14 protein-coding genes and 1 pseudogene are annotated in these 16,148 nt (G+C 69.3%); 6 read left to right on the forward strand and 9 right to left on the reverse strand.

Translation table 11 applies throughout. The annotated features are described in order from the left end of the window. Positions 1 to 78: 78 nt before the first annotated feature. Positions 79 to 753 (forward strand): PhzF family phenazine biosynthesis protein, encoded by a 675-nt coding sequence (locus ACFXGJ_RS19805; protein WP_378623587.1) that lies wholly within the window; start codon positions 79 to 81, stop codon positions 751 to 753. On the opposite strand, the gene ACFXGJ_RS19810 is transcribed toward ACFXGJ_RS19805, so the two are convergent. Continuing rightward, a complete protein-coding gene (locus ACFXGJ_RS19810; protein WP_378623589.1) occupies positions 750 to 1,637 on the reverse strand; it encodes an alpha/beta fold hydrolase in 888 nt (295 codons plus the stop codon). The two genes, ACFXGJ_RS19805 and ACFXGJ_RS19810, sit on opposite strands and share 4 nt — an antisense overlap. 68 nt (positions 1,638 to 1,705) lie before the next feature. On the opposite strand from ACFXGJ_RS19810, the gene ACFXGJ_RS19815 reads away from it, so the two are divergent. Next, positions 1,706 to 2,236, forward strand: coding sequence for a MarR family winged helix-turn-helix transcriptional regulator (locus ACFXGJ_RS19815; RefSeq protein ID WP_378623592.1), 531 nt, complete (start codon positions 1,706 to 1,708; stop codon positions 2,234 to 2,236). Positions 2,237 to 2,285: 49 nt separating this feature from the next. Here the strand turns inward: ACFXGJ_RS19815 and ACFXGJ_RS19820 are convergent, their stop codons facing one another. Continuing rightward, complete coding sequence (locus ACFXGJ_RS19820; protein ID WP_378623595.1) at positions 2,286 to 2,861, reverse strand: transglycosylase family protein; 576 nt, start codon at positions 2,859 to 2,861, stop codon at positions 2,286 to 2,288. Between the two features lie 366 nt (positions 2,862 to 3,227). Further along, positions 3,228 to 3,917, reverse strand: coding sequence for a hypothetical protein (locus ACFXGJ_RS19825; protein ID WP_378623597.1), 690 nt, complete (start codon positions 3,915 to 3,917; stop codon positions 3,228 to 3,230). A gap of 17 nt (positions 3,918 to 3,934) precedes the next feature. Here ACFXGJ_RS19825 and ACFXGJ_RS19830 point away from each other — a divergent pair, with 17 nt between their 5' ends. Beyond that, positions 3,935 to 4,186 (forward strand): hypothetical protein, encoded by a 252-nt coding sequence (locus ACFXGJ_RS19830; RefSeq protein ID WP_378623600.1) that lies wholly within the window; start codon positions 3,935 to 3,937, stop codon positions 4,184 to 4,186. Between the two features lie 63 nt (positions 4,187 to 4,249). On the opposite strand, the gene ACFXGJ_RS19835 is transcribed toward ACFXGJ_RS19830, so the two are convergent. Further along, entirely contained in the window at positions 4,250 to 5,443 is a 1,194-nt protein-coding gene (locus ACFXGJ_RS19835; RefSeq protein WP_378623621.1) for an aspartate aminotransferase family protein, read from the reverse strand. Between the two features lie 38 nt (positions 5,444 to 5,481). Next, positions 5,482 to 6,183, reverse strand: coding sequence for a Pr6Pr family membrane protein (locus tag ACFXGJ_RS19840; RefSeq protein ID WP_378623602.1), 702 nt, complete (start codon positions 6,181 to 6,183; stop codon positions 5,482 to 5,484). Positions 6,184 to 6,256: 73 nt separating this feature from the next. On the opposite strand from ACFXGJ_RS19840, the gene hrpA reads away from it, so the two are divergent. Beyond that, positions 6,257 to 10,180, forward strand: a complete 3,924-nt coding sequence (gene hrpA, locus ACFXGJ_RS19845; RefSeq protein WP_378623605.1) for an ATP-dependent RNA helicase HrpA — start codon at positions 6,257 to 6,259, stop codon at positions 10,178 to 10,180. Between the two features lie 68 nt (positions 10,181 to 10,248). Here hrpA and nrdR read toward each other — a convergent pair whose 3' ends face one another. After that, entirely contained in the window at positions 10,249 to 10,737 is a 489-nt protein-coding gene (gene nrdR, locus ACFXGJ_RS19850) for a transcriptional regulator NrdR (RefSeq protein ID WP_378623609.1), read from the reverse strand. A 108-nt stretch (positions 10,738 to 10,845) separates the two neighbouring features. Next, positions 10,846 to 11,322, reverse strand: a complete 477-nt coding sequence (locus ACFXGJ_RS19855; protein ID WP_378623612.1) for a LysM peptidoglycan-binding domain-containing protein — start codon at positions 11,320 to 11,322, stop codon at positions 10,846 to 10,848. A gap of 325 nt (positions 11,323 to 11,647) precedes the next feature. Here ACFXGJ_RS19855 and lexA point away from each other — a divergent pair, with 325 nt between their 5' ends. Then, positions 11,648 to 12,379 (forward strand): transcriptional repressor LexA, encoded by a 732-nt coding sequence (lexA, locus tag ACFXGJ_RS19860; RefSeq protein ID WP_378623615.1) that lies wholly within the window; start codon positions 11,648 to 11,650, stop codon positions 12,377 to 12,379. 84 nt (positions 12,380 to 12,463) lie between these two features. Here the strand turns inward: lexA and ACFXGJ_RS19865 are convergent, their stop codons facing one another. Then, positions 12,464 to 13,609 carry an acyl-CoA dehydrogenase family protein gene (locus ACFXGJ_RS19865; protein WP_378623617.1) on the reverse strand — a complete coding sequence of 382 codons (1,146 nt, stop codon included), beginning with the start codon at positions 13,607 to 13,609 and terminating at the stop codon, positions 12,464 to 12,466. 151 nt (positions 13,610 to 13,760) lie between these two features. Then, a complete protein-coding gene (locus tag ACFXGJ_RS19870) occupies positions 13,761 to 15,050 on the reverse strand; it encodes a uracil-xanthine permease family protein (RefSeq protein WP_378623619.1) in 1,290 nt (429 codons plus the stop codon). Between the two features lie 154 nt (positions 15,051 to 15,204). On the opposite strand from ACFXGJ_RS19870, the pseudogene ACFXGJ_RS19875 reads away from it, so the two are divergent. After that, positions 15,205 to 15,804 (forward strand): annotated as a pseudogene (locus ACFXGJ_RS19875) (pyridoxamine 5'-phosphate oxidase family protein); the annotation flags it as partial. Positions 15,805 to 16,148 lie beyond the last annotated feature (344 nt).

Here is a 16,148-nt window from a genome sequence, read left to right on the forward strand (position 1 = left end):
GTGTATCCCGATCGGGGTACACAGCGCGCACAGTCGTTTCCGGGCTCCGTTCGTTGCGTACAGCGGTATCGTTCCTACATGAGCATCGAGGTAGACGTCGTCCGGGTGTTCACCGATCCCGATGGGCGGCATGGCAATCCACTCGGTATCGTCGACGGCGCGGTCGTCGCACCGCCGGATCGGCAACAGCTCGCCACGAATCTCGGGTTCAGCGAGACCGTCTTCGTGGACGTGCCGGAGCCCGGCGCCAGAGTGGCGACCGCCCAGATCTTCACCCCGGCCACCGAACTCCCGTTCGCCGGTCATCCGACAGTCGGGCTGTCGTGGTGGTTGCGCGAGCGCGGACTGCCGGTCGACACCCTCGAGGTGCCCGCGGGTCCGGTCGCCACCAGGGTCGAGACCGGGATGACCTGGGTGCGCGCGAAGGCGGACTGGGCGCCCGAGTTCGTCTTCCACGCGGCGCCCGATTCCGCCGCCGTGCAGGCGACCCGCGCCACCGCCTTCGAGGACGGTCCGCACTACGTGTGGGCCTGGGCCGGCGAGGGCGCGATCCGTTCCCGAATGTTCGCTCCGACCCTGGGCGTCGCCGAGGACGAGGCCACCGGCGCCGCCGCGGTCCGGATCACCGACCACCTGCGCCGGAACCTGCACATCACACAGGGACGCGGCTCGCACATCCTCACCCGCTACTCCCCCGACGGCTGGATCGAGGTCGGCGGCAGGGTGCACCCGCAGGAGTCCCTGCGGGTCTAGACTCCGCGCGGAGCGTCGAGCGCGTCGAGGAGGGCCCGGTTCACCTCGGCGGCCGGGCTCATCGGCATCGTGTGGTGGGTGGCGTCGTCGATCACGTGGGTCCGCACTCGCGGCGCCGCCGCCGCGATCGCCGTCGCCACGCGCGCGCTGTCGTGCACCTTGCCCTGCCCGGCGAGGATCACCGTCGTCTCCGCCCTCAGCCCGGCGAACGACGCCCGGGTCGGGCGCTTCGGGACCACCGTCTTCGACTTGGGGAACGAGGCCGCCCCGCAGGCGGTCAGATCCAGCCAGCTCTCGTCGACCTCACGACACCCGATCTCCCACCGGACGAAATCCCGTTCCCGCTTCTCGGTCGGCCTGAACAGCAGCGGCACCGCGCGGGCCAGATATCCCGGGCGCATCCCCGCGAAACACGAGTTGGGGTCGAGCAGCACCAGCTTCCGCACCCGATTCGGGCGGTCGAGGGCGTAGGCGAGCGCGATCATCGCGCCGTACGAGTGGGCGACGATGCTGAACGCCTCCAGGCCTGCCCCAGTCGCGACCGTGTCGAGCCAGTCCAGCAGGTCGTCGACGGTTCGGATTGCCCGTCCGCCCGCGACACTTCGACCGGAGTCACCCATCAGATCGACTGCGATGACGCGGTGCCGGTCGGCGAGCGCCCCGACGTTCTCGAACCACACGGTCGAAGTCGCACCGCCACCCGGCAGCAGCAGGACCGGCGGGGCGCCCGCCGGGCCGCACACATTGACCCTGGTCGTGCCGAACTCCGACTCCAGGTCGCGGCCGACCACGTCGGCGGGCCACTTCTCCAGCACGCGGTCGTACTTCCGGTAGAACTCGATCCCCGTTGGGCTGGCCGCGAAGTCGAGCACCGACAGCGACATCCTGACTCCTCACCAAGATAGTTCGATAGATCGAGATACTAGATCAATCGAGACAGTATGGTGTCGGGATGGGAATCGACGATCGCCACCGCGGCCAGTCCGCCGACGTGGTGCACCGGCTGCGCGCCCTGACGGTCGATCTGCACCTGCTCGGCGCGGAGTTCGCCCGAGCCCACGACCTGCACCCCACCGACATCCGCGCACTGATCTGCCTGCTCGACGCCGAGCGTCGAGACCACCCCGCGACTCCGGGACTACTGCGGCGGGAACTTCGCCTCAACTCGGCATCCGTCACCGCAGTGATCGACCGCCTCGAACGGGCGGGGCACGTCCGTCGTCAGCGCGACCCCGGGGACCGGCGAAGGGTCTTGATCGAGGTCACACCGACGGCGGTCGAACTCGGGCAAGCCTTCTTCGGTCCGGTCATCGCACGCGCGACCACCGCCGTCGACGGCTACAGCACGCACGAGGTGCGCACGGTGCTCAGGTTCCTGACGGACATGCAGCGCGCGGTCGAAACGACGCGAGGGGCCCCGGCGGCGAACAACTCGCCTCCGGGGCCCCTCGGCCGCATGTCCCCCGAGGGAGACAGTGCCTGAGCTGATCAGGCTCGATCAGAGCGCAAGCGCCTGAACTGAGCAGACTCGGTCAGAGCGCAAGCGCCTGACCCGGGAAGATCAGATCGATGTTCTGCACCTGCGAGGCCAGCTTCGACAGATCGACGCCGTGGTCGGCGGCGATCTTCGAGAGGGTGTCGCCGACCTGGACGACGTAGGTCGACGCGCCGAGGGTCTGGACGGGCGCGGACGCGGCGATCTGCGCGGCGGCCTCCTGGACCGGGCTGGCGGCCGGGGCCACGGAGGCGACCGGCTCGGACACATCCGAGGCGCCGGAGGTCAGGTACTGCCCGCAGACCGGCCATGCGCCGACACCCTGGCCCGCGAGCACGTTCTCCGCGACGCGGATCTGCTCCGCCTTGCTGGCGTTGCTGGCGCTGCCCGAGCCGCCGTAGGCGTTCCAGGTGCTCTGGGTGAACTGCAGCCCGCCGTAGAAGCCGTTGCCGGTGTTGGTGGACCAGTTGCCGCTGCTCTCGCAGTTCGCGACGCCGTCCCAGTTGTGGCCGGCCGCAGAGGCGGTCCCGGTGCTCATCGCGAAGGGAACGGCGACCAGGGCGCCGGTGGCGACGACGGCGCCGACGGCGCGCTTGATGGTGAAGCTGTTCATTCGGGTAGATCCTCTCCATTCCCGCCGGCATCCCGGAACTCGCGTGACGCTGGGCGTCGGCCGCGATACCGAATCCGTTCCGCTCCCGCCCCGAAGGATTTCGGGATTCCGGACCGCGGGGCAGGATCGGGCGGTGGCGGGCCGGCGTGGCCCGGTCGTTTCGGGCCGAGGACGACCGTAGGCGATTGTCACGAGATGGTCACGGGGCGGCGTGTTGCCGAGACATTCCGCGGCCGGCGACGTATTTACGGCGTCAACCCAGCGCACGACGGCGATTCCCCATAAATCAGACCCGGAGGTCTGCGTACGAAAATGTGACGACCGACACGGCCTAAAAGTGGCCCCGGTCACGAGGAAATGCGGAGATCAGACCCTCGGAGCGAGCCCAGCGGCCAGATCCGACTCGCTGAGCACAACCTCGATCTCGCCGCCCAGCGCAGCGCCCTCGACCAGCGGTAGGCGGTCGCCACTCCAGAAACGCCCGGGGTCGTACCAGTTCGTCTTCCGGCGCCCGGTCAGCAGTCCCATCGCCTCGTACGTCCGAGCGACCACTTCGGCGCAGTACGCGCTCTCGAGTCCCGCCGCCTGCTCCACGTCGCGCTGCTTGCGCAGGGACGGAAGCCTGCCACCGAACCAGCGGGAGGCGAGTTTCGCGGTCGACGGGAACGGAGTGCCGTCCAGGCGCGCGATGGTGCGCATCAGTTCGTCCTCCTGGCCGCGGGTGACCGGGCGGTCGATTTGCCGCAACCAGCCGCGCTGGCCGTACCGCGCACCCCACACCTGCACTGCGGCCCGGAGGTCGTGCAGCTGCACCCCGCGCTGGAACCGGCCGGTCCACATGTCCTGCAACGAGTGCCCGAGTTCGGCGTGCCACATCAGCGGCGGCATGTCGTCGAGCACCACCGACATGCCCACGTGATTGACGGGACTGTTGGTCAGCGTCTGGATGGCCCGGTCGGCGCCGGAGTGTCCGCGGAAGATCCAGATGTCGCCGGTTCGGGTGGCGTCCACCGCCACGTCCAGGCTCACCTGCGATTCGTGCATCCGCCGACTCATGCCCCTAGCCTAATTCCATGCGACTCAACGCCAGTGCACTGTGGAAGCTCGTCGGACTGGCCGGTGTGGTGGGCGTGGCCGCGACCGGCGCGCTGGCCGTCCGTGCCGACCGCAAGCGCCGCGCGTACACCCCCGACGAGGTCCGCTCGCGGCTGCACGCACGATTCGCGCAGGCGACCACCGCCGCAGACGCGCCGAGGGTGGATCTCACTCCCGTGAAACCCACCCTCGTGCAACGATTCTCGCGCCTGCTGCGTCGCAGGCACTGACCAAGACTGTGCGCGATCGGTACCCCGGCTGGGATGCCGACCGCGCACAGGCGGCGGAGCCGCCTAACCGAGTGCGGCGGCGATGCCGGCCGCCATCTCGGCGACCTGCTCGTCGGTCATCACGAACGACGGCGAGATCTGCATCGCTCCGACGCCCGCGGCACGACCCGAGATGCCGTGCTCGCGCAGCGTCTTCACGAAGGGCAACGCCTCGGCCGGGTCGGCCAGCTGGATCGCGGCGACCGCACCGATGCCGCTGCGCACCTCCTGCACGCGCGGGTGATCGGCCAGCGGCGAAAGGTGCTCGTGCAGCGAATGTTCCAGCCGCGCGGACTCGGCGAGGAGGTTCTCCCGCTCGATGATGTCCAGGTTCGCCATCGCGGCGGCGGCCGCGCCGGCGTGACCGCCGTAGGTGTAGCCGTGGCGCCACCAGACCCCGCCGGCGAAGAACGGCTCCGCCACCCGCGGCGCGATGAACACCGCACCCATCGGGACGTAGCCCGACGTCAGGCCCTTGGCGGTGGTGACCATGTCGGGCTGCAGGTCGAACCGCGTGGACGCGAACCAGGAACCGCCGATCCGCCCGAAGCCGGTCACGACCTCGTCGACGACGAACAGGATGTCGTGGTCGCGGCAGATCTCGCGCACCTCGGTCAGGTAGCCCTCCGGCGGCAGGTAGATCCCGCCCGCGCCGATGATGGGCTCGCAGAAGAACGCGGCGATCGAATCGGCGCCCTCGCGCTCGATCAGCTCGAGCAGGCTCTTGGCGTTGTCCCACTCCACCGTTCGCGCGTCCGGCATCAGCTCGCCGTACCCCTCCCGGTTGACCGGGATGCCGGCCAGCGCGGTGCCCGCGACGTGCATGCCGTGGTAGGCCTTCTGCCTGCCGACCACGATCTTCTTGCCCGGCTTGCCCATCTCGTGCCAGTAGCGCCGGGCCAGCTTCGCGGCGGAGTCCACCGAGTCCGACCCGCCGGAAGTGAAGAAGATCTTGCTGCCGGGCACCGGGGCGATCGCGGCGAGCCGCTCGGCGAGCGCCAGGGTGATCTCGGGGGCGAAGTCGCCGAAGTTGGAGAAGTGCGCGATGGTGGACAACTGCTTGGCGACGGCATCGGCGATCTCGGTGCGGCCGTGCCCGACGTTGGTGAACCACAGCCCGGCCGTGGCATCGAGGTAGCGGGTGCCCTGGTCGTCCCAGATGTAGGCGCCCTGACCGCGGCTGACGACGAACGGTCCGCCGTCGCTCACCGCGCCCATGTCCGCGAATCCGTGCCACAGTGCCTGGGTGTTCGTGCTCACGCCTCGACCTCGCTCTCGCCGCTCTCGATCTCGTCCGGTGTGAGCGGACGCTTGTCGATACCGTATCGCCACCGCCGGGCCCACCGCCCGGCGGCGTTGACCGCGAGCGCCATCAACACGAACGCGACCAGAAGGACGACAAGCCCGATCGCCATCTGCAGGTAGCCCTGCGTGCGGGGATCGATGAACGGGTACGGGTACCAGTCGACGAAGGGACCCCGCGTGAGGGTGTACACGCCGTACACGAGCGGGAACCACAGCCAGCTGACCGCCTGCCGGTCGGTGATCCGCACCCGGGGCGGGTTGAGCACCCAGTCCGCCAGCAGGACGAGGGGTAGATACCGGTGCATCGTGTCGTTGATCCACTTGTCGTTCAACGTGACGTCGATGTTCGCGAGCAGAACCGCGTAGATGATCCCCGTGATGACCATGTACAGGGTGGCGGCACCGCGGAAGAGCTGCCACCGGGTGGACTGCGGGTCGACGAGTCCGCCGACGAGCAGCGCGACGACCCCGAGCACATTGCTCAGCACCGTGAAGTAGCTGAAGTAGTTCGCCGTGGAGAACGAGGCGACGTCGATGTTGCGCAACGGAATCCAGGCCAGCGCGACGATCCCGAGAACCGCGACCGCCAGCCTGAGGACTCGGTAGGCGGGGTGCGTGTGGGGGTAGACCGTCGTCTCCGCGGTAGCAGTCACCCGCCGATGTTCGCACGCTCCGGCCCCGGTCAGCGGTATTTGACTGGCAGCCCTTCGATACGCTGGGCGCAGCATGTCGACTACACGTCCCACCCCACCGCCCGTCGCCCCCCAGCCGGACCCCGGCCGCCGCGAGATCAAACGGCAGCTGGCCGACCTCACCCTCCGCGACGAGCACCGGCTACGACGACGGCTGGACCGCGCCCGCACGCCCGAGGACCTCGCCGCCGTCGCCGCGGAACTGCCCCGCGCGCAGGCGCGCATCGCCACCCGCCGGGCGCAGGTCCCGACGACGAGCTACCCCGAGGCACTGCCGGTCAGTGCCCGCCGCGACGACATCGCCGCCGCCATCGAGTCGCACCAGGTCGTGATCGTCGCCGGCGAGACCGGTTCCGGCAAGACCACCCAGATCCCCAAGATCTGCCTCGACCTCGGCCGCGGCGTCCGCGGCCTGATCGGGCACACCCAGCCGCGTCGGCTCGCCGCCCGGACGGTCGCCGAGCGGATCGCCGAGGAGCTCGACACCCCCCTCGGCGAGAGCGTCGGCTACACGGTCCGCTTCACCGACCAGGTCTCCGACGGCACCCTGGTCAAGCTCATGACCGACGGCATCCTGCTCGCCGAGATCCAACGCGACCGGCTGCTGCGCCGCTACGACACCCTGATCATCGACGAGGCGCACGAGCGCAGCCTCAACATCGACTTCATCCTCGGGTACCTCAAGCAACTGCTGCCCCGACGACCCGACCTCAAGGTGATCATCACCTCGGCGACGATCGACCCGGAACGCTTCGCCGAGCACTTCGCCGTGGCTGGGGTGCCCGCGCCGATCGTCGAGGTGTCGGGACGCACCTTCCCGGTGGAGATGCGGTACCGGCCGCTGACCGTGCACGTCGGCGAGCAGACCTTCGACCGCGACCCCGTCGACGCCGTCGGCGAGGCGGTCGAGGAACTGCTCGCGGCCGGCGACGGCGACATCCTGGTGTTCCTGTCCGGCGAACGGGAGATCCGGGACACCGCGGACGCGTTGCACGAACGGAAGATTCGCGGGCTCGACATCCTGCCGCTGTACGCGCGCCTGTCCGCCGCCGAGCAGCACCGGGTGTTCGAGAAGCACACCGGCCGGCGAGTGGTGCTGTCCACCAATGTCGCCGAGACCTCCCTGACCGTGCCCGGCATCCGCTACGTGGTCGACCCCGGCACCGCCCGCATCTCCCGTTACTCGGTGCGCACCAAGGTGCAACGACTGCCGATCGAGGAGATCTCGCAGGCCTCGGCCCGCCAGCGCGCGGGTCGCTGCGGCCGCGTCGCCGACGGCATCTGCATCCGGCTGTACTCGGAGGAGGACTTCGAGTCGCGGCCCGAGTTCACCGAACCGGAGATCCTGCGCACCAACCTGGCCTCGGTGGTGCTGCAGATGACCGCGCTCGGCCTCGGCGACATCGCCGCCTTCCCCTTCGTGCAGCCGCCCGACCCGCGGGCCGTGCGGGACGGCGTCGCACTGCTCGAGGAACTCGGCGCGCTCGAGCCTGCGGGCAAGGGCGGCGTCGCCGAACTGACGGCGGTCGGCCGCGAGCTCGCGCAGCTCCCGGTCGACCCACGGATGGCCCGGATGCTCGCCCACGCGCACGCCACCGGCTGCCTGCGCGAGACACTCGTCATCGTCTCGGCGCTGTCGATCCAGGACGTCCGCGAACGGCCGGCCGAACACCAGCAGGCCGCCGACGAGAAGCACGCCCGCTTCGCCACCCCGGGCTCGGACTTCCTCGCCTACCTCAAACTCTGGGAGTACCTGCGTCAGCAGCGCCGGGAGCTGTCGTCGAACCAGTTCCGGAAGATGTGCAAGACCGAGTTCCTGCATTGGCTGAGGATCCGGGAATGGCAGGACCTGCACGGTCAGCTCGCACAGATCACCCGGAGCCTCGGCTGGAGCGTGGCCGACACGGACGCCTCGCCGGACTCGGTCCATCAGGCGCTGCTGTCGGGCCTGCTCTCGCACATCGGCCTGCGCGAGGGCGACAAGCGCGACTTCCTCGGCGCTCGCGGCGCCCGGTTCGCCGTCTTCCCCGGCTCCTCCCTGTTCAAGAAGCCGCCGCGCTGGGTGATGGCGGCCGAACTGGTGGAGACGTCCCGGCTGTGGGGCCGGATGGCGGCGGGCATCGAGCCCGAGTGGGCCGAGAAGCTCGCCCCGCACCTGGTCAAGAGGACGTACTCGGAGCCGCACTGGTCCACCAAGCGGGCCTGCGCGATGGCCTACGAGCGGGTGACGCTCTACGGGATCCCGCTGGTCGCCAAGCGTGCGGTCACCTACAGTGCCATCGATCCGGAGGCGTCCCGCGAGCTGTTCATCCGGCATGCGCTGGTGCAGGGCGAATGGCAGACCCAGCACCAGTTCTTCCACCGCAACCGCGCCCTTCTCGACGACGTCGAGGAAATGGAGACCCGCGCCCGCAGGCGCGACATCCTCGTCGACGACGAGACCCTGTACGAGTTCTACGACCAGCGAGTCGGCGCGGAGGCGGTGTCCGCCAGGCACTTCGACACCTGGTGGAAGAAGGCCCGCCGGGCCGATCCGGAGCTGCTGACGTTCACCGCCGCGCAGGTCGTGAACCCGGACGCGGCCGGTGTGCTGGGCGGGGACTACCCGAACACCTGGCGCCAGGGCGACATCTCGTTCCCGCTGACGTACCAGTTCGAGCCGGGCACCGAGGACGACGGCGTGACTGCGCGGATTCCGGTCGCGATGCTGGCGCAGCTGCGCTCGGTCGGGTTCGACTGGCTGGTGCCGGGCATGCGCGAGGAGCTGGTCACCGCGCTGATCAAGTCGCTGCCGAAGTCACTGCGGCGCACCGTGGTTCCGGCCCCCGACTTCGCGAAGGCAGCGCTGTCGGTGGTCAAGCCGCGCACCGAGCCGCTCACGGTGGCGATGGCGCGCGAGCTCACCCGGATGGCGGGAACCCCCATCGCGCCCGCTGACTTCGATCCCTCCGCCCTGCCCGACCACCTGCGGATGACCTTCGTCGCGGTCGACCCCGGCGGAAAGGTCCTCGGCCGCAGCAAGAGCCTCGACGCGCTGCGTGCCCAGCAGTCCTCGCGGGTGGCCGCGGCGGTGTCCAAGGCGACCTCGACCACCGAGCGCCCCGCCGCGACGGTGTGGACCTCCGAGACCCTCGGGTCGCTGCCGGAATCGGTCTCCCGCAACCTCGGCGGCCAGAAGGTCGTCGGATATCCGGCTCTGGTCGCGGAACCGGGAGGCGTCGCCGTGCGAGTGCTGAGCACACCGGCACAGCAGCGGCAGGCGATGCGCGAGGGCACCCGGGCGCTGCTGCTGCGCGCGATCCCGACGCCGACGAAGTCCGCCGTCGGCGGGCTCGGCACCAGGGACCGGTTGGCGCTGAGCCAGAATCCGCACGGCAGCGTCGAGGCCCTTGTCGAGGACTGCCGCGCCTGCGCGGTCGACGCACTGATGGACGCGAACGGCGGACCCTCCCGTACGCCGGAGGGATACGAGAAGCTGCAGGCCGCGGTTCGTGCCGAACTCCCCCGCCAGGTCGCGGTTCTGGTGCGCCTCGTGGTTCCGGTGCTCGCACGGACCCAGCAGTTGCGTGTCCTGCTCGACCGGACCGACGGCGAGGCCGCGGACGACGTGCGTGAGCAGGTGGACTCGCTGGTGTACCCGGGATTCGTGGCGGACACCGGTGGGACGCGCCTGCGCGAGCTGCCCCGCTACCTCGACGCGGCGGTCAAGCGGCTCGAGGCCCTGCCCGGCTCGGCGACGCGCGACCGGCAGTCACTGACGGTGCTCGACGGCGTCTACGAGGACTACGGCCGGCTGCTCTCCCGACTCGACGAGCGACGGCACCACGACCCCGACGTGGACGCCGTGCGGTGGATGATCGAGGAACTTCGGGTCGGACTGTTCGCACAGTCGCTGGGCACCCCGTATCCGGTGTCGGACAAGCGGGTTCGCAAGGCGATCGCGGCGATCACCCGGTAGGGCGATCGCCCGGTGGGCGGCCACCCGGTAGTCGTTGCCCGGCAGTCGTTGACCCGGCAGTCAGCGTGTCATGCGGGATTGTCGCCTCGCGCGTCCGCGGCGGCGACGTCCTCGCGGTGCACGCGCAGATCCTTGATCTCGCGCTCGAAGTCCTCCGCGGAGCTGAACGAGCGGTACACCGAGGCGAACCGGAGGTAGGCGACCTCGTCGAGGTCACGCAGCGGACCCAGGATCGCCAGACCGACCTCGTTGCTGGGGATCTCGGCGGACCCGCCGGCCCGGACTGTCTCCTCGACCTTCTGGGCGAGCTTGTAGAGGGAGTCGTCGTCCACCGACCGGCCCTGACAGGCCCGCCGGACCCCGCGGACGACCTTCTCGCGGCTGAACGGCTCGGTGACGCCGCTGCGCTTGACGACCGACAACACGGCGGTCTCGACCGTGGTGAACCGTCTACCGCATTCCGGGCAGGATCGCCGACGGCGAATCGCCTGACCCTCGTCTGCCTCCCTGGAGTCGACGACGCGCGAATCTGGATGTCGGCAGAACGGGCAATGCATGGCGAATCCTTCGTCTGAACCGAGGTGCCCGACTAGTCCACTGGATGTGGAGGGGCCAACAAGGTTCGAGGATACCGCCGCGGGAGGCGCCATTGCGCGTATCCCCGCTCAGCCCACCGGCACCACGAGCGACTGGCCGGGATGCAGCCCGGTCCCACCGAGGGCGTTGAGGTCGACGATCCGCTCGACGACCTGACTGACCGGGTACTCCGGGGCGACCCGAGCAGCGATCTCGCTCAGCGACTCACCGCCGCGCACCTGCACGACCTCGGTGCGTCCGGGAACGGCCTGCGGGTTCGAACGCAACTGGGCGACTCCGAGCAGGCCGACCACGACCAGCGCGGCGAGCAGCACCCCGACGACGGTCGATCCGAAACCGCCGTCGCGCCGCTGCACGTCGTGTGGGGCGCGAGAGACCGCGACGCGCGCCCGGCCGTACTCGAGCGGCCTGCCACCGGGCCTGCGATCGGCCACCTGCCGACGGACCGGGCGCCGTTCGCCGACCCGCTGCGATGCCGTCCGCCGACGCTCCACCTCGTCGCGACCGCCGGAGTACGCGTAGCCACTGTCCATCGCAACGCTCATCAGAACCTCCTCGATGTTCCCGGAAGCCGGTGCTCGCGGGGAGCTTTCTCGACTCCCGGATACCTGCCAAGTCCGGGTGTTCGATCAGGCGTTCGAAAGAACGCATGTTCGATTTCTACCACGGCGGTCCGACAAAGTCTCGCGTTGCACCGACTTTCGTCGAACAGATGTTTGATACGCACGGGTTTTCGAGCTAGATTCGTGGCAGAAGCCACACCAGTCACACCAGCAGCACCGGACAACCCAGTCAGCAACCAGTCAGCGCATTCGACGCCGCGGCGCCCGACCACCGCGGCGCGGCGAAGAAACCTCAGGAGGCTCTCCCATGAAGGACGACAGCTCCAGCGACGACTCGGCGGCCGTTCGCGGCACCGCCGACCTCACGGCGGGGCTCACGGATCGACAGCGCCGGGTCCTGGAGGTGATCCGCGCATCGGTCAGCGAACGCGGATACCCGCCGAGCATCCGCGAGATCGGCGACGCCGTCGGACTGACGTCGACCTCGTCGGTGGCGCATCAGTTGCGCACTCTCGAACGGAAGGGCTTCCTTCGCCGCGACCCCAATCGTCCTCGCGCCGTGGATGTTCGCGGCCTCGACGAAGGCGTGGCCGCAGCGGACACCGAGGCCGGCTTCGAGCAGGCCGCCGCCGCGGGCGCGGACACCACCGACAGTCAGCTCCCGAAGCCGACCTTCGTGCCGGTGCTGGGCCGGATCGCGGCGGGCGGGCCGATCCTCGCGGAGGAGGCCGTGGAGGATGTGTTCCCGCTCCCCCGCGAGCTCGTCGGCCAGGGGTCGCTGTTCCTGCTCAAGGTCGTCGGCCAGTCGATGATCGACGCGGCCATCTGCGACGGCGACTGGGTGGTCGTGCGACAGCAGAGTGTCGCCGACAACGGCGACATCGTCGCCGCCATGATCGACGGCGAGGCGACGGTGAAGACCTTCAAGCGGACCAAGAACGAGGTGTGGCTGATGCCGCACAACCCGGTGTTCGAACCCATCCCGGGCAACGACGCGGCAATCCTCGGCAAGGTCGTCACGGTCATCCGCAAGATCTGACGGCCGCGGCCTCGGGGCCCGCAGCACGCAGTGAGGGCCGCGACGGATTCCGTCGCGGCCCTCACTGCGTGAGGTCTTCTCCGGTCAGCTCAGGTTCAGGCCCCGGCCGATGATCTCCTTCATGATCTCGGTTGTGCCGCCGTAGATCGTCTGGACACGAGAATCCATGTACGCCTTCGCGATCGGGTACTCGCGCATGTAGCCGTAGCCGCCGTGCAGCTGCAGGCACCGGTCGATCAGCTTGACCTGCTGCTCGGTGGTCCACCACTTGGCCATGGCGGCCTCCTGGACGGTGAGCTTCCCGTCGTTGAGCATTTCGATGAACTTGTCCACCATGATCCGCACGGCGGTGGTCTCGGTCGCCAGTTCGGCGAGCACGAAACGGGTGTTCTGGAAGCTGCCGATCGACTTGCCGAACGCCTTCCGGTCGCGGCAGTACTGGATCGTCATGTCCAGGCAGGACTCCATCGCGGCGGCCGCGACGACGGCGATCGACATGCGCTCCTGCGGCAGGTTCTGCATCAGGTAGATGAAGCCCATACCCTCCTCGCCGAGGAGGTTCTTACCCGGCACGCGGACGTCGGTGAAGCTCAGTTCCGCGGTGTCCTGCGCCTTGAGGCCGATCTTGTCGAGGTTGCGGCCGCGTTCGAAGCCTTCCATGCCGCGCTCGACGACGAGCAGCGAGAATCCCTGGGCACCCTTCTCCGGATCGGTGCAGGCGACCACGACCACCAGGTCGGCGTTGATGCCGTTGGTGATGAATGTCTTGGAGCCGTTGAGGATCCAGTCGTCGCCGTCCTTGACCGCCCGGGTCTTGATGTTCTGCAGGTCGGAGCCGGTGCCCGGTTCGGTCATCGCGATGGCGGTGATGATCTCGCCGGAGCAGAATCCGGGCAGCCAGCGCTGCTTCTGCTCCTCGTTGGCCAGCTTGAGCAGGTACGGCGCGACCACGTCGTTGTGCAGCATGAAACCGACGCCGCTGAAACCACCGCGGGTGGTCTCCTCGGTGACGATGGCGTTGTAGCGGAAGTCCTCGACCCCGCCGCCGCCGTACTCCTCCGGCACGGCCATGCCGAGGAAGCCCTGGTCACCGGCCTTCTTCCAGACCTCACGGTCGACGATGTTCGCCTCTTCCCACTTGTCGTGGTTGGGGGCGACCTCCTGGTCGAGGAACTTGCGGTAGGACTCACGGAAGAGAAGGTGTTCGGGCTCGAAAATCGTGCGTTCCATCAATGCTCCTGTGTGATCTACGTAGGCCGGGGCGGCCGAAGCTCGGCGCATACCTGGTTTCCACGCTATGCCGCGGCCACCGGACGGTCGATGACCCGAACGAGCGCAAAGTGTGACCCGGCGCGCACGGCCCGGCGCGGTCCGGAGACCGTCACCTGCGCAGTCGTGCCAGCGCCCGCATCAGGGGGTATCCGACCAGGATCCCGACCGAACCCCACGCGATGCCGCCGAGTTCGACGGAACCGACAGCCAGCGTGAGGTTGCCGATGCCGGCAACGATCGCGGCGGCCACCACGGTCAGGTTCACCGGGTCGGTGAAGTCGACCTTCGCCTCGGTCCAGATCCGAACGCCGAGAATGCCGATCAGGCCGTAGAGCACCAGCGTCGCACCACCGATGACGCCGTCCGGAACCGTGAACACCAGCGCTCCGAACTTGGGCGAGAAGGCCAGCACGATCGCCGTCGCGGCGGCGACCCAGTACGCGGCTGTCGAGTACACGCGGGTAGCCGCCATCACGCCGATGTTCTCCGCGTAGGTCGTGGTGCCCGATCCGCCGCCCGCCCCGGCGAGGGTGGTCGCGAGCCCGTCCGCGAACAGGGCGTCGCCCGCGACGTCGTCGAGCGAGCGCCCGGTCATCGCGGCTACCGCCTTGACGTGACCGACGTTCTCGGCGATCAGCACGATCACGACCGGCAGCGCGAGCGCGATGGCCGACCACTGGAATGCCGGGCCCCGCAGGTGCGGTACGCCGATCCACGCGGCCTCGCGCAACGCGTCGAGCCGGTCGGTGGCCAGTGCCCCGGTGACGGCGGCGAACACCCAGCCGACCACCACGCCGACCAGGATGCCGAGGCGTCCGAGCAGGCCGGGGCCGACGGCGGTGACGACGAGGATCGCGATCAGGGTCACCGCGGCGACCAGCGGCTGCGCCTCGAACGACCCCACCGCCGCCGGAGCCAGGTTCAGCCCGATCAACATGACCACGGCGCCGGTCACGATCGGCGGCATCACCGCGTCGAGCACCCGGGCCCCGGCCAGTTTGACCAGGATGCCGACGAGCATCAGGACGACGCCGACCGAGAGCACTGCGCCGAGCTGTGCGGCGGGCCCGTCCGCCGCCGACGCGGTGAGCGGGGCGATGAACGCGAACGACGAACCCAGATAGCTGGGCACCCGTCCGCGGGTGATCAGGAGGAACAGCACCGTCCCGATGCCCGAGAAGAGCAGGGTGGTGGTGACCGGGAAGCCGGTGATGGTCGGGACCAGCAGCGTGGCACCGAACATGGCGATCACGTGCTGCATGCCGATCCCGACGGTGCGGGGCCAGCTCAGTCGTTCCTCCGGGGCCACCACCGCACCGTCGGCGATCGTCTTCCCGTTGCCGTGCAGAACCCACCCGAACCCGGTGCGACTGGTCGCCGTCGTCTCTCGCTTCGTCACGGTCGCTCATCGTAGGCCGTGACGAGGGTTTCCGACCCGCCGACGCAGCGGCGCCGCGCGAGTGCCCGGTATCCACTGCGGCGCATCGGCCGCCCGGCTAGCGTTACCGCATCGTCCGACGACGCCGGGCGTGTCCCATGCGCATAGGAGTCCCATGACAATTCGTGACACCGTGGGGAGTGTCGGCGAACATGAGCTGCAGGACGAGTACGGAACGACCGAGCGCGCGGCGCGGTTCTACTCGGATCAGGTTCTCGCCCACCTGAATCCGACGATGATCGAGTTCGCAGGCAGGCAGGAGATGGCGTTCGTCGCGACCGCCGACTCCCGCGGCGAGTGCGACTCGACGTTCCGGGCGGGCGCTCCCGGCTTCATGCACGTCATCGATCCACACACCCTCGCCTATCCCGAGTACCGCGGAAACGGAGTGATGGCCAGCCTCGGCAACATCCGCGAGAACCCGCACGTCGGGATCCTCATGATCGACTTCGTCCACGATCTGATCGGCCTCCACGTCAACGGGACCGCCCGGATCGTCGAGGACCCCGACCTGCGCGCGCAGGTGCCGGACCTGCCCGAGGACCACCGCACCGGCCGCACGCCCGAGCGTTGGGTGGTAGTGGATGTGGAGGAGGCCTACATCCACTGCCGCAAGCACATTCCGCAGATGGCGCCGGTGGCGAGAAATCGCGACTGGGGCACCGACGACGTCCGCCGCAAGGGTGGTGACTACTTCGATGCGAAGGCCACCCCACCCGAGCTGCCGAGGACGGGGCGAGGCGACGGAGCGCCCGCTGCGGCCGCTCCCGCGGACACTCCACCCACTACTCCCCCGGCCAAGCGAAGCCGGGCGAAGAAGCCGGCAGTGACGACCGGCAAGGCCAGTCGTAGCACCGCTGCACGCACGACTGCGTCCACGCGCGTGGAACCGAAGGCGGTGCAGCCGAAGAAGACCGCAGTCGCGGAGCCGCGGGCTCGGACCAGAGGCAGGAAGGCCGCGCAGCCGGTCGCGCCCGAGCCCGTGCTGGCCGAGCCGTGACTCGCGCCTGTCCCGTATCCAGCTGACCAGGCCGTTCGTCCGCCGACCCGGTGTTGATC

Source organism: Rhodococcus sp. NPDC059234, assembly GCF_042754225.1.
Classification (GTDB): domain Bacteria; phylum Actinomycetota; class Actinomycetes; order Mycobacteriales; family Mycobacteriaceae; genus Rhodococcus_G.

Bases quoted from the DNA above. Each gene is read 5' to 3' on its own strand.
- ACFXGJ_RS19855 (WP_378623612.1), bottom strand. From the start codon at position 11,322: ATGAGCGTTGCGATGGACAGTGGCTACGCGTACTCCGGCGGTCGCGAC.
- hrpA (WP_378623605.1), top strand. From the start codon at position 6,257: ATGTCGACTACACGTCCCACCCCACCGCCCGTCGCCCCCCAGCCGGAC.
- ACFXGJ_RS19825 (WP_378623597.1), bottom strand. From the start codon at position 3,917: ATGAGTCGGCGGATGCACGAATCGCAGGTGAGCCTGGACGTGGCGGTG.
- ACFXGJ_RS19865 (WP_378623617.1), bottom strand. From the start codon at position 13,609: ATGGAACGCACGATTTTCGAGCCCGAACACCTTCTCTTCCGTGAGTCC.
- ACFXGJ_RS19820 (WP_378623595.1), bottom strand. From the start codon at position 2,861: ATGAACAGCTTCACCATCAAGCGCGCCGTCGGCGCCGTCGTCGCCACC.
- ACFXGJ_RS19835 (WP_378623621.1), bottom strand. From the start codon at position 5,443: ATGGGCGCGGTGAGCGACGGCGGACCGTTCGTCGTCAGCCGCGGTCAG.
- ACFXGJ_RS19815 (WP_378623592.1), top strand. From the start codon at position 1,706: ATGGGAATCGACGATCGCCACCGCGGCCAGTCCGCCGACGTGGTGCAC.
- ACFXGJ_RS19810 (WP_378623589.1), bottom strand. From the start codon at position 1,637: ATGTCGCTGTCGGTGCTCGACTTCGCGGCCAGCCCAACGGGGATCGAG.
- ACFXGJ_RS19830 (WP_378623600.1), top strand. From the start codon at position 3,935: ATGCGACTCAACGCCAGTGCACTGTGGAAGCTCGTCGGACTGGCCGGT.
- ACFXGJ_RS19805 (WP_378623587.1), top strand. From the start codon at position 79: ATGAGCATCGAGGTAGACGTCGTCCGGGTGTTCACCGATCCCGATGGG.
- nrdR (WP_378623609.1), bottom strand. From the start codon at position 10,737: ATGCATTGCCCGTTCTGCCGACATCCAGATTCGCGCGTCGTCGACTCC.
- lexA (WP_378623615.1), top strand. From the start codon at position 11,648: ATGAAGGACGACAGCTCCAGCGACGACTCGGCGGCCGTTCGCGGCACC.